Genomic DNA, 22925 nt, shown 5'->3' on the forward strand with positions numbered 1-22925 from the left:
TTATTTGCTTGTTTGATTTTCCGCTTTCTTCGGCACCCCGTCGAGGCCGTATTCCCGATCGTAAGCGTCGAAAATTTTGCGGGCCACCGGCGCGGCGCTGTTTGCGCCAAAACCGCCTTCCGGAATGACGACGGCGACGGCAAGCTTCGGATTTTCGCGCGGGGCAAAGGCAATGAATACGCCGTTATCTCTCTTTTCTTTGCCCCCCACTTGCTCCGAGGTCCCCGTTTTACGGGCAAAGTCATACGGGAAGCCGGAAAAAGCGGACGACACGTTGGTGCTCATCCCGGCAATAACTTCTTTCCAGTATGCATCATTAAATTTCACCTCGTTTAGCACCTTCGGTTTGATCTCCTTGACGACATTTCCTTCGGAATCGGTAATTTTGCTGACCAGGTGCGGCTCCATCCGCTTCCCCCGGGTGGCAAGCGTGGTCGTATACTGGGCAAGCTGCAATGTGGTGTATTTGGCTTGCTGCCCAAAGGAAGAATACACCAACCGCGCCAAGGAGGTTTCCGACTCGTCGGTATAATCCAGCCTGCCCCGGAATTCATCAGGCAGATCCACGCCCGTGGGTACGCCAAGGCCAAACTGCTTCATATAGCCGTCCCAAATGCCAATTCCTTTGTCGTGGTATTTCTTCCACAGCTTTTCTCCCACCATATCGACCATAAACGTATTGGAGGATTTAATGATCGCCTCTCTAGGGGTAATTCGGCCGTACACGTGTCTTGAGGAATTTCGCACGCTTGACGAATCATTTCTCCCGAAATAGGCAATCCCCGTATCGTTGTATCGATCACTCGTCGTAAACAGGCCTTCGTTTAAGCCAACTAACACGGACAAAGGTTTGATCGTCGAACCAAGATAAACGGTGGAGTCGAAATTATGTCCCGAACGTCCCGAACTGTTTGGCGTTATCGTCCCGTTTCTGTAATTATCCATAATTTTGTTCCAATCTTCCGTCGAAACCCCGCCCGACTGCCATAAGTTCGTATCGTAATCCGGCATGCTGGCCATCGCCACCACATTGCCGGTATCCACTTCCATCGCTACGGCATAACCGGTTTTGGCATGGGGATGCACTTTTCCGGAAACCGTGTGCGTGTGTACCCATTTGATTTGGTCCATGATGGCTTGCTGGGCGGCGAGTTGTACATTTTTATTGATCGTTGTATGCTCCGGAATCCCGTTTGCCATATTGCGCGGATCGATCGGGACGCTCTTAAATCCGTTTTTGCCCCGCAATTCATTTTGATAGTACAATTCCAAGCCGTCGAAACCGACAAGCTCTTCCTCCGTATACTGCAGGGAAGGATCCTCATTTTTCGCTTCCCTGATCGGGTCATACCAATCCAAATCCCTTGTTGATTGAAACTTTTTAAGATAACCGATCGTTTGCACGGCTACTCTGTCCTTGTCGTAGTGGCGGATGCTCTCCTCGACGATGTCAATTCCCGAAAATTCGCTTTTGCGTTCAATAAAGTACGCTACTTCTTTAGGGGTCAATTCCACTTTGATTCGCCTTGGAACAAAACCGTTATTGGTCTGGAAATTAAGGTCCATCGCTTTAAGGATGTCCTCTTCGGACATGGCCTTGTCCGGGGCTCCGTATCTGGCAAACGCATTTTTCAATTTCCGGGCTAAAGCCACCGCTTCCTCGTAATTTTTCTTTCCCGATTCACTGTCCTGGCTGTAGCTGCTCTTTTGCAAAGTCAAATACAAAGATTGAACCGGTGTCGAATAAGCCAGCTTTTCTCCACCGGCAGCCAATATAGAACCTCTCATCGGAGGCATTGGCACATCCTTTACCCGCAGATTGCTTTCCTGCCTGGACAACGTCGGGCCTTCCACGAACTGCAGAATCGCCAGGCGAACGATAATCACGGTAAAAATCGCAAAAGCGCTAAAGAAAAACAGGTTTAGGCGAATATTAAAATGTCTCTGCATCGCCGCTTCTTGCTTGCGCGGATCGTCCATGTAGACACTTTTCATTGCGTTTCCCCTACCTTCTTCCTTTCAAAAATCGGATCGATAAGTCTACAGTCTTCTATACTTGCATAAGAAAAACGTCTATCGATGTATTTTCTGGGAAGGCAGACCGCGTTTAACGGTAGTTTTTCTCCACGATTATAGAATTGTTTGGCTCCGCCGGAAACTTATTATTATATAACTTTAACGAAATAGGGCCCGGCGAAGTTACGGCCCGGTTCCAACTTTTTTCGCCCGCCTCTTGAAACATTTTAGATGCGTTCTTCCTATTAGATTAATTTATCTGGGATATGGGTTTCGCTGAAGGCCGGAGGATTAAACCAGTCCCCGCTTTGGGCCCAGGTCGCGTCGAGCGGAATCCAGGCGTTTTGCGCAGACAAAAACACCTCGTTCCAGGCATGCGGGCCGTATCCGCCCTGCCCGTCATAACCGAGCCCGGTGATGACCTTGACGTCCAGGCCCTGCGACCTCGCCATCACCGCGTACAGGCGGGCGTAATCGATGCAGACGCCTTTTTTCGTCTCAAACGTCATTTGCGGCGTCTGTTCGTGCCAGATCCCCTTCTCCTCATAGTCCTTCACTTTATCGTAATCGTAGCTGACTCTCGTGCCGATCCAGTCGTACAACCGGCGGGCCTTCTCCTCGTCGCTATCCGCGCCTTTCGTAATCTCGGCCGCCGCCAGCTCGATATCCTGCGGGATATGGGCGTCGATCAGCTCGTATTTTTGCTGCAAAATACCGCTGAGCTCCGCTTCCACGCTGCGGGTGAACACCGGCAGCTTCTCCTTGATCAGGCTGCCGGTCAGCGGTTCGATGATAGTGCGGGCTCCCTGCTGGTATACCGGCGATGCCTCGACGTAACGGCTGAAGCTGCTGTTCGGAAACAGCGTCACGGCGATAAAAAGCACGGCGATAACCATCAGGCAGCGCGCCGCCCCGATCACGCCGCCGATGCAAGCTCCGGCCAAACGGCTCAGCAGCGAAGCAGGGCGGTCTTCGCCCGAGAACAGCCGCCCGAACCAGGAGCCCCCGCCGAAAAACACGGCAGCCAGCCCGGCAATCGTCCGGATCAGCCAATACATCAGGATGAACACGACAGCAAACCGCATCAGCGGAAAGTCCCTTACCGCCATGATGAACGTATAAAACACCTGCTCCCAAAGCGCCAGCTCACGCTGCGGTATCGCCAGCATAGACAGCCACTCCTGCACCTTGGGAGAAATCCACAACGTAAGCGGGATGGCGGCGGCAATCCCGAGCAGCGACAGCACGCCCCCGCTGAGCAGCGAAAACAAGCGGCCGGCCGACCGCGATGCCCCGCGCAGCAGGCCCTGAAGTATCGATCCCAGCAGGATGAACAGCAGCAGCAACGATATGAAGTTGTATTCCCGCACACTTTGCAGCAAATCCTCCATCATGTCACCCCCCGATCCTGATGATTTGCCGGCGCGGCATATATATTAACGATAAATTTTCCGAAAAATGCAGATGCAATTCGAACCGCCGCTTACTTGGAATTGCGCTGCGCCTCTTGAATAAACGCCTTCAGCGTATCGTTCACCGACCATTCTCCCATGGACACGCCGTGGAACGAAACCTTCACTTTATCGCTCCCCTCGGTGCCAGTCACTTCCAAATTCGGCGTGGAAATCGTAAACGATCCGTCCGAGTTTTGCGTCAGCTTGGCTTCCTTGGCTTCTTTTTTCATCATATTCAAAACTTCGCTTTGGCTGATATTCACGGCCTGTTCCTTCACAGTGGCTACCGCGTTGCCGATGTCCTTAAGGGAAATGCCGCTGTAAATAATGATAAAAGCCGCGATCACCAATACAAGCGCCCATTTGACGACGGTTCTGACGAAATTCAGCACCAGAAAAAGAATGACCAGGGCCACGACGATGACCAGCCAGTTCTCTTTCAAAAATTCGGTCCATACTTGCACGTCCATCATTTGCAAACACTCCTACACGTTTTTGCCGGCGGAGTTCTTCCCTAGCCGGCCCGGTTATTTCGGCAACAACACGGTTGCCTTACCATTATACATGATGGCCCAGGCCGGTGTCAGCTTAACCCCTTTGCCATCATAATACAGGGGCTGAAGAAGACGTGCCTTTAGTCCCTGTGGGGCCGTACATGTTTATACAGGGAGAACAATCAGGCGTACATCTACCTCCTAACCCGTTCGTCCTGCCAACACGCTGGCAGGACGAATGAGGAGGAACTCCAGCGAAAAACATAAGAACAAAAAATGTCGTTATTCCGGCGATATCCATCCATTTGAGAGAAATAGAGGCATTTTATGCAGCTATTTTCCCCCGTCGCAAGGAAATGCCCGCGTTCCGGACCCATCATAAGAAAATAAGGACCAAAAATGCCGTTAATGGGGATGAACATGCCTGGCTCCGGATATTAAGTACATAAAGTGCCGTTATTTGAAGGACGACGGTTCGTCGTTCCGGTTGGTCGTTCCGGTAATTCTATCCTTCGGCTTATAACCTTATCCCGTTTCCGGGCAGCTAACGAACATAAGAAAAACGTCTATCGACGTACAATCTGGGAAGCCAGACCGCGTTTAGCGGTAGTTTTTCTTGCGATTATAGAATTGCTCGGCTCCGCTGACAGCGATGGAATGCGGGGCTTGAAAAAAAGAAGAGGGGGAAAGTCCCACGAAATGCAAAAGTGCATGCGATTTTCGTCGAAATTCCTCGAAATGGGTGGTTCAACTGCAAATATGCAGTTCATTTCCGATAATAAGCTACTTTTTTATCCAATAGTCGCAAATGAGATGTATTTTTGCACTTCAGCCGCTCAAAAGCAGAAATTTGCAGAAATTCAGATGTACTTTTGCATTTGATCCATCGAGCCGTCCTTCTTCCCATGAAAAACGAGCTGCTGCTGAAACTGATTCATAAAGCCGCTGTCAAAGTCAGGGGGCTTTCCGCCATTTAGACATAACTTCATCCCTTCAGGCGTACAAGTAGTACAAGTAGAGCATCGTTACTATCCATGAGAGGAGGGCTAACGCATGAAAATCGCGTTCTGGCTGTATTTCTTTATGTTTCTCGCGTTCTTCGACCTGCACGCCCAGTATCCGATTCTGACCCCGTTTGCGTTGTCCCTCGGCGCGGCGCCGACGTTTATCGGCTGGATGATGGGGATCTACTCCTTGACGCATTTGCCCGGCAACCTGATCGCCGGCCAAGGCGTAGACCGGCACGGCAGCCGGAGATACATGATTTTCAGCTTGCTTACCGCCGGTGTGCTGTTACTGCTTCAGGCGCATGTGACGGAGCCGTGGCAGCTGCTCGTCATACGCTCGATCAGCGGCTTTGTGCTGGCCTTTTTGTCGCCGGCCTGCCTGGCGATGCTTGCTTCGTTGTCCAATAATCCGGTGCAGCAGGGGAAACTGATGGCCGGCCACGGGGTGATGCACACGATCGCTTCCGTCGTCTCGCCGGCGGTCGGTGCCTTCCTTGTGGCCCAGTCGGGCTTCTCGCTCGCGTTTCAAATGCTGGGCTGGCTGCTCATCACAACAAGCGTCATCGCCATGATCACTATTCACGAGCCCGCGAAAACGAGCAAACCAGCCGCTCTGGAGCCGAAAGCAGCACCCTCCGGCATCCCGCTCAAGCTCAACGTCATTCCGCTCCGCTACTACCTTCTGTCGCTGGCCGTCGCCTGCTCCCAGGGTATTCTGTTTTTCGAACTGCCGCTGCAAACCGGCGGGGCTTCCGAAATCATGCACACCGGCCTCTATTTTTCGATCATCAGCCTGGGGGCGCTTGTCACCCTTTCAATGCTGTTTCTTAGCAAACTGTCGCCTTACAAACGGGCAAGCTTCGGCATCCTGGGTGTTGCGCTCTGTTTTTTTGCGCTGGCCGCGCTCGATTTCATCCCGCTGCCGGCGATTCTGTTCGTCCTGGGCATGGCCAAAGGCATCGTTTTTCCGGCGCTCTCTTCCCTGTTTATCGACCTGAGCGGGGGGCAAAGGCTTGGCACCGTATTTTCCCTTCAGTCGATCGCGACGTCGCTAGGTTCCTTTATCGGGCCGATCGCCGCCGGGGCGATGCACGGGTCGTATTCTCCCTACTTCCTGGCCTTTTTCCTGCTGATGCTGGCGCTCATTTTGGCGCCGCCGAGAAAACATCCCGGCGTATTTACGCCGCCGATCGGCGCCGAAGCCGGCCGGCCGTAAGCCCATTTTATAGTTTTTTCGCCCTCTGGGCCGCCGCACAGGACAGAGACGAACGCCCGACATAAGATAACGTGAAATCAGCTGATAACCAAATATATCGAGGTGAACCAAAAATGAGCTCCTTAAACAATGTTTGGCCCGGCGCGGTTGGACCCGCCAATATTGGTCCCGCTAATATCGGTCCCGCTAATGTTGGACCCGTCAATGTTGCGCCTGTTAATGTCGCGCCCGTCCATATTGCACCGGTCCATGTTGCACCTGTTCATGGCCTTTACGGCTTCTGGACGTCAACAGGCACGATTCTCGTATTGTACATTTTGCTGGTGATCATTCTTCGCTCTACTTTTCATTAATGGGCTTTGCCAATAACCGCAAGCCAAACAGTCTGCCGTGCGGCAGGCTGTTTTTTTTCATAGATTTAACGAACGGCAAAGCTTATACTGGATAGAAAAAACCAGACAAGATATCCGCGGAAAGGGCTGGTCCACTTGGCATATTTGCAAATTACGAAGCAAAATATCGACGAACAACACATTTGCTGCGCATTGGGCGCCAAGCAGTATGAAGCGGCCGTCAATGAGAAAAAGCACTGGCTGAAGGAACGAATGGACGAGGGCCTCGTTTTTTACCGTCTGGACGACCGGGCCAAAGTTTTCATCGAATATTTGCCGGCCGATCAGGCCTGGGTCCCCATCGATGCTCCCAATTATATGTTCATCAATTGTCTTTGGGTGTCGGGCAGGCATAAGGGGCAGGGGCATGCCGCAAAGCTGCTGGAGCGGTGCAAGGAGGACGCGGCGGCCCGGGGCATGGACGGCATTGTGCATATCGCCGGAAGCAAAAAGCTGCCTTATCTGAGCGACAAGGCTTTTTTTGAGCATATGGGGTTTATAGTGGCGGATGAGGCCGAGCCTTATTTTCAGTTGCTGGCTTTAACCTGGAACGAAACCGCCGCTTCTCCTGCGTTCAAACCGCACGTCAAGCAGGCATCCGTTCCGGAAGAAGGAATTTCGATCTATTACACGGTCCAATGCCCGTTTGCGACCGGCATGCTTGAGGAGCTGCGGGAAGCGGCCCGCGCCAAAGGCGTCCCGTTTCGGGCCTACCGCATTACGTCCAAAGAACAGGCCCAGCAGTCCCCCGCGGTTTGGACAACCTTTGCCCTGTACTATGACGGGAAGTTCGTCACGCATGAAATCTTGAGCGTCAATAAATTCGATAAACTGCTGGACCGGTTGCTTCCGGCTTAACGGACTTTCGATCCGACAGGAACACCCCGGCGCTACAATAACGGCGGAATGCATATTAAGACGGAGGATGAACCGCCCGCTCAATCCGGCTCCAGGTTCATATCCCACTTGGCCTTCCTGTAAAGCAGCGAGCTTCCCTCCATCAGAGAAACCATGCCTGTCACCAGCAATGTTTCTTTAAGCTTCGGATTAGGCTGAGAAAAGAGAGCACCGATGGAGTGAGCGATAAAGAACTCTCCCCAGCTATCGTAGCAGCTTTGGGCAAAGCGGGCCGCCGCGAGCTTGTACTGCCAGGCTTCCTCAGCCGTCAGCCAGCCTTTGGCCCGGCCGATTCGGCTTAAGGCGACCGCCCAGGCGGCTCCATACCCGGAAATGTTGCCCGAGGGCAGTTGGTGCAGACAGTTATTCACCAGCACCAGCTTGGCATGATCGCCGCCGCCTTGCCGGGCTTCGATATATTTGCTGCGCGCCGCCTCCGGTAAAACGAACAGGATTCTATGAATCCGGCGGTATTCCCGGTAAAGGTCGGCATCCGCATCCAGCAGCGAACGAATCCTGTCCTTCAACTGTTCCGCATTGGCAACCTCATTTTTTTTGAGAGATAGGGTTATCTCACCTTTACGTAACCAGCGGTTAAGCCAGGTGAATTCATAAAAATTAAAATAATCTGCCATAATCCCATCAAAGCAATTAGCCGACAGACAGCGAAAGTACTGATTCAGCCGTCTGCGCCTAAAAAAACTGTACTTGGATAACATCTAAAAACGCCCTCCTTCGGTCAGTTGCGCCGCATCCAGGCGATTTTGGCCGTCTTCCAGGTGTTCCACAACATGACTGCCAGCCAAATCGCGGCGATAGCGGAACCGGCGCCAAACGTAAACCGGCAGACGAGATAGAGCAGAATGTACAGCCAATTCAGCCCCAGGAACAGAAACAGCATCATTAGGAGTTCAAACTGCCACATCCGCAGCCGAACCTTGAACGGCAGCCTGCTATATTTTTGGGGGAATAGATGCCGGTTTTTAAAACGCGACCACACCGCATAGAAACGATAGTGTATAGAGTTCCGCTCAAACTCCCAGCGCTTCCTGCCGTCCTCCCAGGCCTGTTCAACCTGACCGAGAACCTCCCGGCATTCCAAAGCCAAGCAGTACGCATCCTGCGGCGTGGGAGAAAACTGCAGCAAATACTCCGCATCCTGCAGCGCTTCACGGTACTGCCGCCGATCAAATAACAATCTCCCGCGCAGCAGATAAGCTTCCCGCGCCTCCGGGTTCAAACGGACGACCTGATGGAGAACAGCCAGCGCTGCGCCGGAATCCCCGGCCATAATAGCATGCTTGGCCCGCATTAACTCCAGGTCCGGGTCCTCCCGGAACAGCGCATGGGCGGCGGCAAGCTCCCGCCCGGCGTCTTCCAGCCGGCCATCCGTCAGACTGAGCTGCGCCTCTTGTCTTAAGCCGAGATATTCCTCCAAGTCGATCGCCAGCTCCCGGTTCAGGAAGCATTCGTAGCCCATCGCCAGGCCTCCGCTAATCTGTCCGGTCACAAATTCCATCAATTCATCGTCAAAGTAGTCATACCCGTGCTCAAAATTTTCTCTGATCAAAAACAATTCATCCAATACTTTCCACACGCTCGCCGGCATATGCCGATGTTCGCCCAGAAACCGGATCAGCGCGTCGAATCGCTCTCCTTGCGCTCCTACGTCCCATATGTAATCCTGGTTAGCTAGCATTTTCCATTCCTGCGGATCGACGCGGCGCTTGAAATCCGTGTAAAGTTCATGCAGGTGTTGTTCAAAAAGCGCCAACGAATCGGGGGCCGGTTCCCCCTCCTGCTTCATCTCGATCGCGACTCCGGTCTCCAGGTCCCGGCCGTATCCGGGAAAATCATGCTCCTCCGGCATGCCGGCCTGCTTCATGGCCGCGTCAAAAGCCTCCCTGAGCCGCTGATAGCCTCTTGGGTCGTCCTCCGGGTGAGCCGTCCGCAGTTTCTTGGCATAGGCCTTCTTGATCTGCTGCTTGTCTTGCGTCGGTTCGATGCCCAATATACTCCAAATCGTTGTCAAAAGTAACTTTCACTCCTCAAGTCAGGTAGCTTAACTTTCAGACAGCTTACGCTTGCAAGCAAAAAACAGGGCGTCTCCCGCTGTAAGATCGTTTCCGGGAGCAAACACCCTGTTCTTATTTAAAAAGCCGGTCGGCTTAGAAATTGAAATCTTCGTCGGTCAGCGGCTCGACGTTCAGCGCCCGTACGTAGCCGTTGCCTTTTTTGGAGAAAAAGTCGTGCTGCTTCGTGTCGGTACGGATCCCGTTGAACACGATCGGGTTAACCTCTTCCTCCTCGAACGGCGGCTCAAAGCCGAGGTTCATAAACGCCTTGTTGGCGTTATACCGCAGGAAGACTTTCACTTCGTCCACCAGTCCGATTTTCGTGTAAATCTGCTCCGTATACCGCTCTTCGTTGGCGTGCAGGTAGTGCAGCAGCCCTTCCAGCGTTTCGTATACGTCTTTTTGCTCGTCTTCGCTCATTTGCGCGTAGATTTCCTGGGCCAGCACGCCCACGTACACGCCGTGAATGCTCTCATCGCGCAGAATCAGGTCGATGATTTCGCCGCTGCAGGTCATTTTGCCCTGACCGGCCAAATACAGCGGGTAGAAGAATCCGCTATAGAACAAGTAGCTCTCCAGCAGGACGGAGGCCGCCATCGCCAAATACAGCTCTCTCGGGGAGCGGATGTTGGTGTAGTACTGGCGGATCGTCTCCGCTTTCGTCTGCAGCATCGGGTTCTGCTCCACCCAGCGGAAGATCTCGTCAATCTCCTCATTGGAAGCGAGCGTAGTGAAAATGCTGCTGTACGATTTGGCATGGATCTGTTCCATCATGCCCATAAAGCCGAGCACGGCTTTGCGCTGCAGGCCCTCCACATGCTCCATGATCTGCGGCATGCCGACGCCGCCCTGTACCGTATCAAGCAGCGTCAAACCGCCGAGGACCTTCATATATGCGTCTTTTTCATCATCGTTTAACGTCATCCAGGACATTTTGTCGTCGGACAACGGGATTTCGTCGTCCGTCCAGAACTGCATGATGTTCTGGTTCCAGAACATCATCGTAAAATCGTCGTCCGGACGGTTCCAGTTTACAGCTCGTAATGCGCACATCGCCGATCCTTCATCCCTTTCTAAGTCTTTCGTTATAGTGCAAGTTCAAAAAGACCTCTTATACCGAGCAGGTCAGGCATTCTTCCACGGACAGCTTCTTCGTCCGGGTATAATACAGCGACTTCAGCCCTTTATGCGCGGCGTACAAATAGTAACGCGCCAGCTGGCGGGTCGTCACGTTGCTGTTGACGTGAAGGATCGTCGAGATGCCCTGGTCGACATGCGGCACGATTTCCGCGATCAGGTCGATCACCTTGAACTGGTCCATCTGATAAGCGGATTTATAGAAGAAAATATTTTCCCGGCTAAGATACGGCATCGGATAATACGTCGTCGAGTTCGCGTAGGTCCGGGTTTCGATTTGCTCCACGACCGGCATCACGCTCGAGGTGGCGTTCTGAATGTACGAAATGCTGGCGGTCGGCGCAATCGCCAGACGGTAAGCATGGTACAAACCGTTTTTCATCACCTGCTGCTTCAGTTCGGCCCAGTCCTGCGGGGACGGGATGTGCATGCCTTCGAACAGAGCGGCCGCTTTGCCGGTGCGCGGACGGTAGTCCGTATTCAGATACCGTTCGAAATACTCCCCTGTAGCGTAGTCGGATTGTTCGAATCCGGCGAAGGTTTCTCCGGTTTGAACGGCGATCTCCATGCTCTTTTCCAGGGAATAATAGTTCATCATCATAAAGAACGTACGGGCAAAATCGCGCGCCTCTTCGCTTTCGTAGGCGATTTTGTTCTTGGCGAAAAATCCGTGCAGATTCATCACGCCGAGCCCGACGGAATGCATTTCCCGGTTCGCTTTGGCAACGCCGGGAGCGTTGGAAATGTTGGTCATATCGCTGACGGAAGTGAGCGCCACCATGCCTTCGTGCACGGATTCACGGATCATCTTCCGCTCCATCACGTTCACGATGTTCAGGGAAGCCAGGTTGCAGCTGATGTCGCGGCGAATCGCATCCGCTTGCCCGTAATCGGCGATTTCCGACGTCTCCTGCAATTGGAAGATTTCCGTGCACAGATTGGACATTTTGATCTTCCCGACCTTGTTCAGCGCATGCTGGTTGTTGGCGTTGCTCTTGTTCATGATGTACGGGTAACCGGATTCCAGCTGGACCGTGGCGATCTTGGTCAACATGTCGCGCGCGCTCATCAGCTTTCTTTTCTTAACCCGCTCGTCGGCGAGCAGTTTGTCGTACATCACGTCCAGATCCATGTCGTCCAAATGGGTGCCGTAAGCTTTATATACACTGTAAGGACCGAACACGTAAAGCGGTTCGTTGTCCTTGGCCAGTTGATAAAAACGGTTCGGCACGATCAGCCCGATCGACAAGGTTTTCAAGCGAATCCGTTCGTCGGCGTTGATTTTTTTGCTGTCCAGAAACTCCGCGACGTCCCAGCCGAAAATGTTGTAATACCCCGCGCCCGATCCTTTGCGCTGCCCCATCTGGTCGGCATAGGAAAAAGCGTCCTCCATCAGCTTCAGCACCGGCATAATGCCCTTGGCCGCGCCTTCCACGCCTTTGATCGGCTCGCCGCGTCCGCGCAGCTTCGACAGGTTTACCGCTACGCCGCCGCCGATTTTGGACAGCTGCATGCAGGTGTTCAGCACGTAGTTGATCGAGTTTAGCGAGTCGTCCATTTCCAGCAGGAAGCAGGACACCATCTCGCCGCGCCGGCTTTTGCCCGCGTTCAGGAACGTCGGCGTCGCCGGCTGCAGCCGCTGCTCCATCATGGAACGGGCCAGCAGGCTGGCGGTCTCCGCGTTGCCGCGGCCGAGGTGCAGCGCCACCGCCGCTACCCGGTCCGGATAATGCTCCAGATACTTGGACTTATCGTTCGTCTTCAGCGCGTAGTCGGTATAAAACTTCGACGCCGCCATATAAGACGGAAACTCAAAATGATAGCCGTGGGTAATGGCATATACGCATTCGACCTCGGCTTCCGTATACTTCTCGTACACGTTCTCGTAATAATCGTTTTCGATCATGTACCGCACTTTATCGGTCGTACTCGAAAAGGTCACGCTTTTGCGTTCGACTTCTTGCATAAATTCGGCGACGGCTTCCCGGTCCTTCTCCAGTTGGAAGAACCCGCTCTCGTCCCGCTTCATCAACATGTTGTTCAGTTCAATATGCCGCAACCCGGCTCACCTCCTGCTTAAATCTTTCCGCATCCTGTTTCGTGCCCGACAGCTCGAATTTGGCCACCACGGGAACATGGTAGCGCTGGGCGATCAAATCGGCGCTCAGGGCAAAACGCTCGCCCCAGTTGCGGTTTCCGCTGGCCGCTACACCGAGCAGCCGCTGATGGTTATGCTCGAGAAAAGCGGAGACCTTTGCCGGCACCTGTCCAAACCCCGTCGTATATGTAATCAGCACAAACGGCTCCTCCAGCGTCATATTCTCGTCAATTTGCACGGCGGGCAAATCGAGCTTCTGGATGAACCGTTTCACGTTTCCGGTTTTGGAATCATAGGCAATCAGCATTGTTACTCCCCCACTTTTCTTCTATTACCCGGTAAGTATTTGATATAATGAGATAAACACCAAAATTCGCTTCACAACAACATATTGGTGTACTTGTTTAATTTAATACCTATATATTGTGTTGTCAACCTGGTAAACGTCCCAAACCGCACCCGAATCCCCTGTGGATAATGTGGAAAATCGATGCAATCCCGCATCATACCAGGGCCCGACGGGGGACAAGTTGTTGATAAAAATTTTTAAAAAATTTTTCTATCAAAAAAGATAGATTGCGGGTTGCGGGCAGGTAAACGGTTCCGGAAAAATGTTCGCTCTAAACGTGTTCATCTGGGCCGATTTGAGGTAAATAAGGGCAGCTGTGTCCGTCCCTCGTGTTTACATTCTGCTAACCTTCGTTTTTCCGCAAATAACGGCTCTGGTGTCCCTTAAACTCCAGATTCCTCTTCTCTTCCCCGCTCTACCTGGGCATCGTCCTTTGCCCCGCCGCAAAATCTACAACTCAACTTTCGCAGAGCAAAAATCAGCTTGAGCCCTTGAGCTGAAGGTGTTCAAGGAATTAAGATAGGCGGACAGAAGAGGTGTCTGACTCAACCTTATAATCCTTGCTTGCCAGTCAAGTCGAAAACCGATCGCGGCAAGAAACACGGAAGGACGTTGAAAGCTTGAGGATAGGGAAGTAGAGGGGAGGGGCGGCAGATCAACACAAGCTGTCCGGGGACTTTGCACGATTATCCCGTTTGATCAGGTAGCAGAGAGAAAGACGAGCTCGGGAGAAAAAAATATTTGGCGGAGAAGCAGATAGGTTCGAGATAATTTAGACGGCTTAGGAGAAGAAATCAGGTTTAGGGTAGGTGAAATAGACCGGACAAGAGATCAAGGCAGGAGATCAAGGACCCATTAAGTTGATCTGCATCAAACTCCCCCCACCGTTTCCAGCTCTCGATCAGGCCGCAGCCGCAAGGGGCTGGTTCGGTTGGCGCGCGATCAGCCGGCGGTAAGGGATCGCCGGAATCGCCACACACATTTGCAGCAACTTCTGCCGCATCGTTTCTTCCGCTCCGGGCAGTCCTCCGGGTAGGTGCAGCCAGCGGCGTCCGGTGTACTCGTTCAGGTACGCCTGTAGATGTTTTAGTCCTAAGGCTCCATACGTACTCTTCAGCGATTCCCACGCCTCTCTCACCACTTTCCGCAAGGGCGCATACAGCCGAAAAGCCTGAGGGAAGGACTGCACCGCCGATGTACGGACATCCACATGCTCATTGATGAACGCGGTTAGATCGTGACGGTTTGCCCTCTTTTCGCTTCCCCGCTTATGCGGCACCAGGCGGATTTTGACCTGCTCCGGCTCGCCCGACTCCGTGACCGTGCAGCCGACTACGACCGCCGAGGCGTACGGATGCGAAACCTGACACCGGGACGGATTACGCCCATACTGATCGCTGTTCACCTTCACATCTCCGGAGAGCAGCTCCCGGGCATCGAACTCCCCCACGGCATGACGTATTTTTTGCAGTATCGACCACGCGGTCTTGTAGGTGACCCGGATCACCTTGCTCAGCCGCAGCGCCGAGATGCCGTCCTCAAGCAGGAACAAATCCAGGGCCTTGAACCACTTGAGCAAGGGGAGATGCGTTCCTTCAAAAATCGTACCGACCAAAGGCGATGTTTGATGCTTACACTTTCCGCACTCGAACAAGGGGATATGCCGGGAGGTCAAACGGCTGCACCGGGTGTGAGCGCAGCGCGGGCAGACAAAGCCGTTTGGCCACTTCATCGCGATCAGCGCCTCCATGCAGTCCTGCTCGCTGTTAAAACGGCTGCTGAATGGTTGAAGTTCCGTTCCCGTATTGACTTCCATATTCGCTCGCCCCCCGAATCAAGAATATACGAACATAGGTTCCATTTACTTCATTATACCAAACGTACGTTCTCTTATCAAGCCGAAAATCTCACCTGAACCGCCTCATTTTTTCCTCATCTTTTTTGTTTTTTTTCTCTCTTTTTTTTGGAACCCTTGCTCTAGCCCCCCCTGCTCCCTGCTCCTGAACGAAGGGGATAATCGTGCAAAGGCAGCCAGCCAGGCAGGGGCACCAAGACACGAACACCAACACACGAACCCTTTAGACAGACCCCTCGCCTGCCGTCGATTTGTGGCACTGTTCGAAACGGCTACGGAGCAAAAGGTAGATACACCGCCCCCGCCGGATCGTGACGCCTCTACATCGTTGACGCTTCCTCAACGAAGCAGCCCCAAAAGCCGGGAAGACACTGTCCGCCTCTGATTCAGCGTCAACTCCGGCAATGGATTCCCTGCTTTACCCTGCTACATCAAGGCTTGTCTGCGATTTTTTGCTGCGAAAGTTAAGTTATAAATTCTAGTATCCAAAAAACCTTGTCATACCGGCAAACAACCGTTATGACAAGGTTTTTTGACAATGGCCGCATCACATTGGAACAGACCGGTGCACTGCCGCAGAAGCAGCACGCAGTTGGACGAGCCGCTGTGTATCGCGCGCAATCATCAGCTCTTCGTTGGTGGGGATGATATGCACCGCCACACGGGAGGCGGGGGTGCTGATCTTGCGCTCGCCGGGCGAGCGGGACCGGTTCAGTTCCGGGTCCAGCTCCAGCCCCAGATAGGTCAGACTCTCGCACACCTTAGCCCGAATATAATCGGAATTCTCGCCGACCCCGCCGGTAAAGATCAGCGTATCCAGACCGTTCAGCACGGCGCAGTAGGAGCCGATGTATTTGCGAATGCGCTGTACATACATATTCAGCGCCAGCCTGGCCTCCTCATGGCCTTCATCGGCGCAGCGGATGATCTCGCGCAAATCGGAGCCCTGGCCGGAGACGCCGGCCAGCCCGCTATGCTTGTTCAGCAGCGAGTTGATCTCACCAAGACCCAGATTCTCTTTGGCCATCACAAAGGGAATGATCGCCGGGTCGATATCGCCGCAGCGGGTTCCCATCATCAGACCTTCCAGCGGGGTCATGCCCATACTGGTATCTACAGACTTCCCGTCCCGAATGGCGGTAATGCTGGCTCCGTTGCCGATATGGCAGGAGATTACACGGGTTCCCTGGAGGGGGCGGTCGGTAATTTCGCCAAGGCGCAAGCTGACATATTTATGCGAGGTTCCGTGGAACCCGTATCTTCTGATTTTATGGCGGTCATACAAGACTCTTGGCAGTGGATACATGTAGCTCTCCTGCGGCATCGTCTGGTGAAAAGCGGTATCGAACACGCACACCATCGGCGTCTCCTCGCCCAGCAGCTGGCGGAACGCTTCGATCCCCTTCTGATTGGCCGGATTGTGCAGCGGCGCCAGCTCGATATTGCGCCTCACCGCCTGCAGCACCTCATCGTCCACCAGTGCCGAATCCGAAAAGAATTCGCCGCCATGGGCAATCCGGTGCCCTACTGCCGCGATTTCCCGCACCGAGGCGATGCACCCGTTGCCCGGATCCGTCAGCGCCGCAAGCATATGGGTGATGGCCTCCTTATGCTCCAGGACCCGCAGATCGGTCTGCGGAGGCAGCGACGGTGTATTATCCTGACGATGAATCGCCTGCTCCGTTCCAATCTCTTCAATAATTCCCTTCGCAAGCACCGATTCATCCTTCATATCAAACAGCTGATATTTCAAGGACGAGCTGCCGCTGTTAATGACCAGCACCTTCATAAACGGCTCTTCCTTTCATACGTACTTCTTTTTTAATTCAACCTCCGATTTGGCAGCGCAAGCCATAGCCTTCCGCCACATGGCGCAGACTCTCCATCTCGTCGCTTGGAGGTGGCGTCTGATGCTTCATATGGTATTCCGTACCCAGATAGGTGTATTTATTCTCGCCCAGCCGGTGAAAAGGCAGCAGATGCAGTTCCCGCACCCCCGGCAGTTCCGCGGCGAACGAGGCGATGGCGGCGATCTCATGGATGGTGTCGTTGAAGCCCGGAACGACGGGAACGCGAATGATCATCTGCGCCCCCTGCCCGGCAATCCGCCGGGCGTTCTCCAGAATCAGCGAGTTGGACTGCTGCACATATTCATAATGTTTGCTGTTCTCCACGTGCTTGATGTCCAGCAAAACCGTATCGAGCAGCGGCAGCACGTTATCCAGCACGGCCGGATTACAGAAGGCCGTGGTTTCAATCGCTGTGTTCCAGCCTTGATCCTTGCAGGCGCGCAGCAGGTTCAGAGCAAAGTCGCTCTGATAGAGCGGTTCACCGCCGGAGAGGGTAATCCCCCCGCCGGAACGCCGGTAATAAGCCTCGTCCTTGCGCAGAATGGACACAATCTCAGAGGTGCTCATCTCTTTGCCGTTCATAGTCAGCGCCCCGCTGCCGCATTCGGCGCTGCAAAGTCCGCAGGATACGCAGCTTAGGCGGTTAACCGTCACCTTCGGCTGATAGCTGATGGCCCCCGCTGGACAGACATTGGCGCAGCGTCCGCAGCTGACGCAGTTGTCCTCCTGCACCATCAACTGGCTGCCGGGAGCCTGGGTTTCGGGATTGCTGCACCAGTTGCAGCGCAGCGGGCAGCCCTTCAGAAATACGATTGTGCGGATACCTGGACCGTCATGGAGCGAGAAGCGCTGGATTTCGCTGACCATCCCCCTGGCTTCCCAAATGACTTCATTCATGGTGGGCCTCCTGATCTATATAGTTACATCGTCTGCTCCGTCCGGTTAATAATGTCATCCTGCAGTTTCTTGTCGAGTGTGGTGAAATGGGCGCTATAGCCAGCCACACGGACGACGAGGTTCTTGTATTTCTCGGGATTGCGCTGAGCCTCCAGCAGTGTATCGCGGCTGATCACATTAAACTGCACATGCATTCCCTTCTGGTCAAAAAATCCTCTGACCAACGCCGCCAGCTTCTCCAGTCCCGCCGGCCCGCTCAGCGCGGACGGATGGAACTTCTGATTGAACAGCGTACCGTTGGAGGCGATGTGATGATCCAACTTCGCCACCGAGTTGGCCGAAGCCGTAGGTCCGCTGGTATCCCGGCCGGATACCGGCGATACGCCATCGGCCAGCGGTTCGCCCGCCAGCCGTCCGTCCGCCGTTGCACCGGTAGCGGCTCCCAGCGGCACATTGGCCGAGGCCGGATACAGTCCGGGCTGGAAGGTGCCGCCGCGCGGATTGACATGCTTCTGCACTTCACGGCAGTAGACAAGTCCTACCTGGCGGGCCAATTCATCGACCTCTTCAATGTCGTTGCCGTATTTCGGCGCGGCGATCAGCCACTCGCGCAGGCGGGCGTCATTGCCTTGGCCCTGGCTCCGGCTGTTGCCGAGATCCACCTTTACATCCGCTTGCGCGCCCAACTGGGCTAACGATATTTGGTTGCCTTCCAGGAGGAACTTTTTGATCAGTTCAACAATATGCTCCTGGGTCAACGTATCCGGCGAGACGGGAGCGGGGGCTGTAGCAGCCGCCGGCCGGGCCAGGCCAAAATTGCGTTCAAGCGCTGCCTTCAGCTCCGACAACGTTGTTTTGCGCTCTTCGAAAACCACCTTCTGGATGGCGTACATGGCATCTGCTACATTGGCAATACCTACGCCCTGCGGTCCGGTGAAGTTATAAAAGGCGCCGCCTTCCTGCAGCGATTTGCCTCTGCCGATGCAGTCATACACCATGGAGGACAGGAACGGCAGCGGCGCTCTTTCCGCATGAGCATAGTCCACCGCGTTATCCGCTTGAGCCAATAGATTGACGAAATGTTCCATCTGCTTGCGGTAAGCCTCCATAATCTCATCCAGGGAGGTGAAGGAGGTGAAGTCTCCGGTGGTGATCCCGGCTTTTTTGCCATTGACGGTACCGTTGCCGATGACAAACTCCATCACCTTCGGCAGATTGAAAAATGCGGCGTCATGCCAGCCTTCGGTTTTTCCGCCCTTTTGCGGCTCGACGCAGCCGATAAGGCCGTAGTCGCGCGCATCCGCCAGACTTACGGAACGGCTGACCAGCGCGGGGATGATGACCTCATCGTTGTAATAAGCCGGGAGTCCAAGCCCCAGACGGCTGACCTCCGCTGCCTTCAGCAGCAGCTCATCCGGCGTGCGGTTCCAGACGCGGATCGAGACGGAAGGCTGCGGCAGCCTCACATGGGCCGTCGCCTCCAAGCAGGCGAAGGACAGCTCGTTGGTGGCGTCCAGCCCCTCCTCATTCTGACCGCCGACCACCAGATTCTGAAACATCGGGTATCCGCCAAAAGCTTTGCTTGAGGCTTCGTCGCGGATTTTGTTAACCTCGTTCAGCTTCACCCACAGGCAGTCCAGCAGTTCCTGGGCTTCTTCATGGCGAAGGGTACCGCGCTCGATATCCTGTTTGTAATACGGATACATGTATTGGTCAAAACGCATCGGAGACACGGAGTGCCCGTTGGATTCCACCTGGATCAGCATGTGCACGAACCAGAAGCACTGTACCGCTTCGCTGAAGCTGGATGCCGGATTCGCCGGAACCCGCTCACAATTGCGGGCAATCTGCAGCAGTTCCCGCTGGCGGACACCGTCGCTGCAGGCTGCGGCCTGATTCTTGGCCAGCTCCGCGAACCGTTTACCGAACTGGATGGCCGCTTCCGCCGAGATGATCACCGCGTTCAGAAACTGTTCTTTTTTGATATAATCCGGCAACGAACGGTCCGCCTCCGCTTTGGCCTGCTGCGCCTCCTCGATGATGCCCTTGAAGCCCTTGGACAGCACCTTTCCATAATCCACAGAAATATGGCCAACGCCGTTATTATAATAATTGCCTACCGTAAAAACTTCCGCATCCAACGCCGTCAGCGCTTCGGGAGACATGAAGGAGGTTGCCAGTTCCTGCACCGTGCGGCCGTTCCAATATTCAAAGGATTGCTTCAGCTTGCCGACCGTATCATCCGAGATCGTAAACACGTCGCCCGTTCTGCGGGCCACCGTGTCGAATTCGCTCAGCAGCCAACGGTTCGAAAATTCGGGAAAGATCTGGCAGCCTCTTGGTTTGACGGTCAAATTGCCCACGATCAGCTCTTTGTCCCGGATCACCAGCGTCATGTTCCGCAAAATATGCTCCAGCGCTTTGGCGCGGCGGATAATCATCGGAAGGTGCTCGGTTTGCTTAAAAGATTCCGTTATCAGGACCGCTCTTTCGGCTTCGATCTCCGGCGTGCCGGACATCAGGTTGTCGATCAGATGGCCGATCCGGCCGGTCACTGGTGCTGATTTGGGCATATCATACACTTTTGTCATCGTATAGCTTCCCCCTTCAGTTTGCTTTCATAATGCTTGATAAGCTGTTCATGAAACACCCGGTTAGGATGCCGGCTGGTCCTGATCCTTCGCTGACAGCACCACGGCCGGCATCGCCGGATAAAAGGGCGCGATCAGCTTATGATACACCGCCCCGCCGGCCAGTGCGCCCGCAATCGGGCCAAATACCGGCACGATCAGTCCGTAAAGATTCGAACCGAGGGCGTTCGTTCCCCAGCCGGAGAGCAGCAGCAACAAGCGCGGACCCAGGTCACGCGCCGGGTTCATCGCGAAGCCGGTGAGGTGCCCGAAGCCGATACCCAGAACGGCCACAGTCAGCCCGATGGACACAGCGGCCAGTCCCGCCCGGGGTGCGGCGCTATTGCGGCCGTCGGTTACGGCCAGGATCACCAGCATAAGAACGGCGGTAATGATGAGTTCGATCAGACCGGCTTGCAGCAGGGACAGCCCGCTTTGCGGGAAGGTACTGAACATACCGGCCGTGGCCCGGCCGCTGGCCGTACTACGAACAATCCCCGCCCCCTGCTCATAAGCAAGGATCATATTGCGGTAGATCGCATACACAGTCGCTGCCCCGGCAAATGCGCCGAGGATCTGCGCCGCAATATAAGGAATCACTTTGCTGCGCCGAAATCCGCTCCAGACGGCCAGACTGATCGTCACCGCCGGATTGAGGTGCGCACCCGAGATATGACCGGCGATATAAACACCGAGCATGACCGCGAACCCCCAGGTTAGCGTCAGTTCCGCCCAGGTGATGTCCGAACCCCCGGCAACCAGCGAGACCACAGCCGCGAGGCCGATAAACAGAAAGATGAAGGTTCCAATGAACTCCGCGAGGCATTCGCCGAGCAGCGTCTTTTTCATGGCTCACTCTCCTATAGGTCGTTCAAAAAGTCATCTTTCGATCACGAAGCAGTAACAAGGGAGCTTATCCGGCGTCGAATCTTGAATTCAGCCGGGCCTTCCGTTGCTCACGTACCCATAACGTAGCTCCGCTACTCAGTCCCTAGCTTCATCCAACCTTCTCGGTGCTCCAAACCTGACTTTTTGAACCTTCATTGTATACAAGTTTTGTTAGCATCACTTCTTATCATCACTATGGCAAAACTCTCATTGAACAGACTTCGGTAAAACTCGCCTTACTAAGCGCTAATACACTGTACGAAACAGTTGCTCCAGTTGCTGAACATTGACCTCGCGCGGATTGGTCGCGGTGCATTTATCCTTCAGCGCCGTCTGGATCAGCGCGGGCAGGAGCGCTTCATAAGCGTCCCGGTCGATGCCGGCCGCTTCCAGCGACGCCGGTGTGCCGGTCAGCTTCTGCAGCGCCCGCACCGCCGAAATCAGGCTGGCCACTCCCTCCGCCACCGTTGCCGCCGGGAGGTGCAGGCGATGGGCCAGCTTGCAATAGCGCGCCGCCGTCCGGCTCTCACCGCCGCTCTCCAGGTCAGCGTTATATTCGATAATGTAGGGCAGCAGCACGGCGTTCGCCCGTCCATGCGGCAGATGAAAAAGCCCGCCCAGCGTATGTGCCATGCTGTGGGTAATGCCCAGCGCCGCGTTCGTAAACGCCATGCCTGCCAAACAGGAGGCATTGTGCAGGCGCTCCCGCGCCTCCAGATCGTCGCCGCTGCGATAGGCGCGCAGCAGATAATCAAAGATCAGCTCGACGGTCTTCTCGCAGAGCGCATCCGTATAATCGGAATGCTCGCTCGATACATAAGCTTCGATGGCATGCGTGAGCGCATCGATGGCGGTATCGGCGGTAATCTGCGGCGGCACGGTTCTCAGAAAGGCGGCGTCCAGGATCGCCACATCCGGGATGATATCCTGTGAGACGAGCGGAATCTTCGTGTCGCCGAGCGTCATGACCGAATAGGAGGTCACTTCCGATCCGGTGCCGCTTGTCGTCGGAATGGCGATGAACAACGGCTTGCCGCCGTCATCCGCATTTCCGGCAAACGTGCGGGCGAACAGCAGAATGCTTTTGGCCGCGTCAATGGTAGAACCTCCGCCTAGGGCAATAATCAGGTCGGGACGGAAGGCCTGGTATTCCTTCACTCCGGCGGCCACCACCTCAACAGGCGGATCAGGCTGTACGCCGGTGAAGAGCCGGTAATCCTCCACACTGGTCTTCAGAATATGAATTACTGTATCCGCGAACCCGGCCTGCACCATAAAAGGATCGGTAATGACCAGCGCCCGGCGGTTATCGAGCAGCGTTAAATATTCAAGCGCGCCTGAATCAAAATAGACTTCCGTCTTTACACAAAAACGGTTCATTCCTCTGCCTCCGTTCCACGTCATTCATCGGTCTGCAAATCGTCCACAATCCCGACAATGGACATATCTGCGGATAAGCGGATGTCCTCATACATGGAACTGCCCCAGTCAATCAGTACCAGGTCACCGATTCCCGCGCCAACCATATCAATGGCGACGAACACATCATCACTAGTAATTCTGCGCTTTTCGTCCACTGATTTGATCATAAGCAGCTTGGCGCCGACCAGCTTCTCGCATTTCTGGGTAGAGACGATCTTGCCGATGACTGTAGCCAGATGCATGCCGTG

At 54.4% G+C, this 22925-nt stretch carries 19 protein-coding genes; 3 read left to right on the forward strand and 16 right to left on the reverse strand.

Annotation, left to right across the window (positions count from 1 at the left end):
• The 3 genes from NYE69_RS29710 to NYE69_RS29720 form a co-directional block, all read right to left on the reverse strand.
• Complete coding sequence (locus NYE69_RS29710; protein WP_340929589.1) at window positions 1–1995, reverse strand: peptidoglycan D,D-transpeptidase FtsI family protein; 1995 nt, start codon at window positions 1993–1995, stop codon at window positions 1–3.
• 266 nt (window positions 1996–2261) lie between these two features.
• Entirely contained in the window at window positions 2262–3410 is a 1149-nt protein-coding gene (locus NYE69_RS29715) for a transglutaminase domain-containing protein (RefSeq protein ID WP_340929590.1), read from the reverse strand.
• An 89-nt stretch (window positions 3411–3499) separates the two neighbouring features.
• Complete coding sequence (locus tag NYE69_RS29720) at window positions 3500–3940, reverse strand: hypothetical protein (protein WP_036627611.1); 441 nt, start codon at window positions 3938–3940, stop codon at window positions 3500–3502.
• Between the two features lie 1077 nt (window positions 3941–5017).
• Between NYE69_RS29720 and NYE69_RS29725 the strand changes: the two genes are divergently transcribed.
• On the forward strand, window positions 5018–6187 hold the full coding sequence (locus NYE69_RS29725) for an MFS transporter (protein WP_328271176.1): 1170 nt from the start codon (window positions 5018–5020) through the stop codon (window positions 6185–6187).
• Window positions 6188–6309: 122 nt separating this feature from the next.
• On the opposite strand, the gene NYE69_RS29730 is transcribed toward NYE69_RS29725, so the two are convergent.
• Window positions 6310–6453, reverse strand: coding sequence for a hypothetical protein (locus tag NYE69_RS29730; RefSeq protein ID WP_340930609.1), 144 nt, complete (start codon window positions 6451–6453; stop codon window positions 6310–6312).
• On the opposite strand from NYE69_RS29730, the gene NYE69_RS29735 reads away from it, so the two are divergent.
• Both NYE69_RS29735 and NYE69_RS29740 read left to right on the forward strand, forming a co-directional pair.
• Window positions 6424–6540, forward strand: coding sequence for a sporulation protein YjcZ (locus NYE69_RS29735; protein WP_115311385.1), 117 nt, complete (start codon window positions 6424–6426; stop codon window positions 6538–6540). The genes NYE69_RS29730 and NYE69_RS29735 overlap by 30 nt on opposite strands.
• 135 nt (window positions 6541–6675) lie before the next feature.
• Window positions 6676–7437, forward strand: a complete 762-nt coding sequence (locus NYE69_RS29740; protein ID WP_328271175.1) for a GNAT family N-acetyltransferase — start codon at window positions 6676–6678, stop codon at window positions 7435–7437.
• 80 nt (window positions 7438–7517) lie between these two features.
• Here NYE69_RS29740 and NYE69_RS29745 read toward each other — a convergent pair whose 3' ends face one another.
• From NYE69_RS29745 to NYE69_RS29800, 12 genes are all read right to left on the reverse strand, one after another.
• Entirely contained in the window at window positions 7518–8195 is a 678-nt protein-coding gene (locus tag NYE69_RS29745) for a DUF1266 domain-containing protein (protein WP_340929593.1), read from the reverse strand.
• Between the two features lie 20 nt (window positions 8196–8215).
• The gene (locus NYE69_RS29750) at window positions 8216–9508 is read right to left on the reverse strand and encodes a J domain-containing protein (RefSeq protein WP_328271174.1); all 1293 of its coding nucleotides are present in this window, start codon (window positions 9506–9508) and stop codon (window positions 8216–8218) included.
• Between the two features lie 136 nt (window positions 9509–9644).
• Window positions 9645–10604, reverse strand: coding sequence for a class 1b ribonucleoside-diphosphate reductase subunit beta (gene nrdF / locus NYE69_RS29755; RefSeq protein ID WP_036620001.1), 960 nt, complete (start codon window positions 10602–10604; stop codon window positions 9645–9647).
• Window positions 10605–10662: 58 nt separating this feature from the next.
• A complete protein-coding gene (gene nrdE, locus NYE69_RS29760) occupies window positions 10663–12747 on the reverse strand; it encodes a class 1b ribonucleoside-diphosphate reductase subunit alpha (protein WP_340929596.1) in 2085 nt (694 codons plus the stop codon).
• Entirely contained in the window at window positions 12734–13093 is a 360-nt protein-coding gene (gene nrdI / locus NYE69_RS29765; protein WP_036619996.1) for a class Ib ribonucleoside-diphosphate reductase assembly flavoprotein NrdI, read from the reverse strand. Before nrdI ends, nrdE begins: the two co-directional genes overlap by 14 nt.
• Before the next feature lie 943 nt (window positions 13094–14036).
• Window positions 14037–14951: an IS1595 family transposase gene (locus NYE69_RS29770; RefSeq protein WP_340929597.1), complete on the reverse strand. Its 915-nt coding sequence runs from the start codon at window positions 14949–14951 to the stop codon at window positions 14037–14039.
• Between the two features lie 586 nt (window positions 14952–15537).
• The gene (locus NYE69_RS29775) at window positions 15538–16779 is read right to left on the reverse strand and encodes an acetate/propionate family kinase (RefSeq protein WP_340929599.1); all 1242 of its coding nucleotides are present in this window, start codon (window positions 16777–16779) and stop codon (window positions 15538–15540) included.
• Window positions 16780–16816: 37 nt separating this feature from the next.
• Window positions 16817–17737 (reverse strand): glycyl-radical enzyme activating protein, encoded by a 921-nt coding sequence (locus tag NYE69_RS29780; RefSeq protein ID WP_340929601.1) that lies wholly within the window; start codon window positions 17735–17737, stop codon window positions 16817–16819.
• A 23-nt stretch (window positions 17738–17760) separates the two neighbouring features.
• Window positions 17761–20328: a glycyl radical protein gene (locus NYE69_RS29785; protein ID WP_340929603.1), complete on the reverse strand. Its 2568-nt coding sequence runs from the start codon at window positions 20326–20328 to the stop codon at window positions 17761–17763.
• A gap of 63 nt (window positions 20329–20391) precedes the next feature.
• The gene (locus NYE69_RS29790; RefSeq protein WP_340929605.1) at window positions 20392–21216 is read right to left on the reverse strand and encodes an MIP/aquaporin family protein; all 825 of its coding nucleotides are present in this window, start codon (window positions 21214–21216) and stop codon (window positions 20392–20394) included.
• Window positions 21217–21501: 285 nt separating this feature from the next.
• On the reverse strand, window positions 21502–22635 hold the full coding sequence (locus tag NYE69_RS29795) for a 1-propanol dehydrogenase PduQ (protein WP_340929609.1): 1134 nt from the start codon (window positions 22633–22635) through the stop codon (window positions 21502–21504).
• 20 nt (window positions 22636–22655) lie between these two features.
• Entirely contained in the window at window positions 22656–22919 is a 264-nt protein-coding gene (locus tag NYE69_RS29800) for a EutN/CcmL family microcompartment protein (protein WP_124333155.1), read from the reverse strand.
• Window positions 22920–22925: the final 6 nt, after the last annotated feature.

The organism is Paenibacillus sp. FSL R5-0527, from assembly GCF_038008055.1.
GTDB lineage: Bacteria > Bacillota > Bacilli > Paenibacillales > Paenibacillaceae > Fontibacillus > Fontibacillus macerans.

Excerpts from the sequence above, each read along its gene's own strand:
- NYE69_RS29775 (WP_340929599.1), bottom strand. The coding sequence starts at position 16,779 with ATGAAGGTGCTGGTCATTAACAGCGGCAGCTCGTCCTTGAAATATCAG.
- nrdI (WP_036619996.1), bottom strand. The coding sequence starts at position 13,093 with ATGCTGATTGCCTATGATTCCAAAACCGGAAACGTGAAACGGTTCATC.
- NYE69_RS29730 (WP_340930609.1), bottom strand. The coding sequence starts at position 6,453 with ATGAACAGGTGCAACATGGACCGGTGCAATATGGACGGGCGCGACATT.
- nrdF (WP_036620001.1), bottom strand. The coding sequence starts at position 10,604 with ATGTGCGCATTACGAGCTGTAAACTGGAACCGTCCGGACGACGATTTT.
- NYE69_RS29795 (WP_340929609.1), bottom strand. The coding sequence starts at position 22,635 with ATGAACCGTTTTTGTGTAAAGACGGAAGTCTATTTTGATTCAGGCGCG.
- NYE69_RS29790 (WP_340929605.1), bottom strand. The coding sequence starts at position 21,216 with ATGAAAAAGACGCTGCTCGGCGAATGCCTCGCGGAGTTCATTGGAACC.
- NYE69_RS29770 (WP_340929597.1), bottom strand. The coding sequence starts at position 14,951 with ATGGAAGTCAATACGGGAACGGAACTTCAACCATTCAGCAGCCGTTTT.
- NYE69_RS29800 (WP_124333155.1), bottom strand. The coding sequence starts at position 22,919 with ATGCATCTGGCTACAGTCATCGGCAAGATCGTCTCTACCCAGAAATGC.
- NYE69_RS29710 (WP_340929589.1), bottom strand. The coding sequence starts at position 1,995 with ATGAAAAGTGTCTACATGGACGATCCGCGCAAGCAAGAAGCGGCGATG.
- NYE69_RS29715 (WP_340929590.1), bottom strand. The coding sequence starts at position 3,410 with ATGATGGAGGATTTGCTGCAAAGTGTGCGGGAATACAACTTCATATCG.
- NYE69_RS29725 (WP_328271176.1), top strand. The coding sequence starts at position 5,018 with ATGAAAATCGCGTTCTGGCTGTATTTCTTTATGTTTCTCGCGTTCTTC.
- NYE69_RS29780 (WP_340929601.1), bottom strand. The coding sequence starts at position 17,737 with ATGAATGAAGTCATTTGGGAAGCCAGGGGGATGGTCAGCGAAATCCAG.
- NYE69_RS29720 (WP_036627611.1), bottom strand. The coding sequence starts at position 3,940 with ATGGACGTGCAAGTATGGACCGAATTTTTGAAAGAGAACTGGCTGGTC.
- NYE69_RS29745 (WP_340929593.1), bottom strand. The coding sequence starts at position 8,195 with ATGTTATCCAAGTACAGTTTTTTTAGGCGCAGACGGCTGAATCAGTAC.
- NYE69_RS29785 (WP_340929603.1), bottom strand. The coding sequence starts at position 20,328 with ATGACAAAAGTGTATGATATGCCCAAATCAGCACCAGTGACCGGCCGG.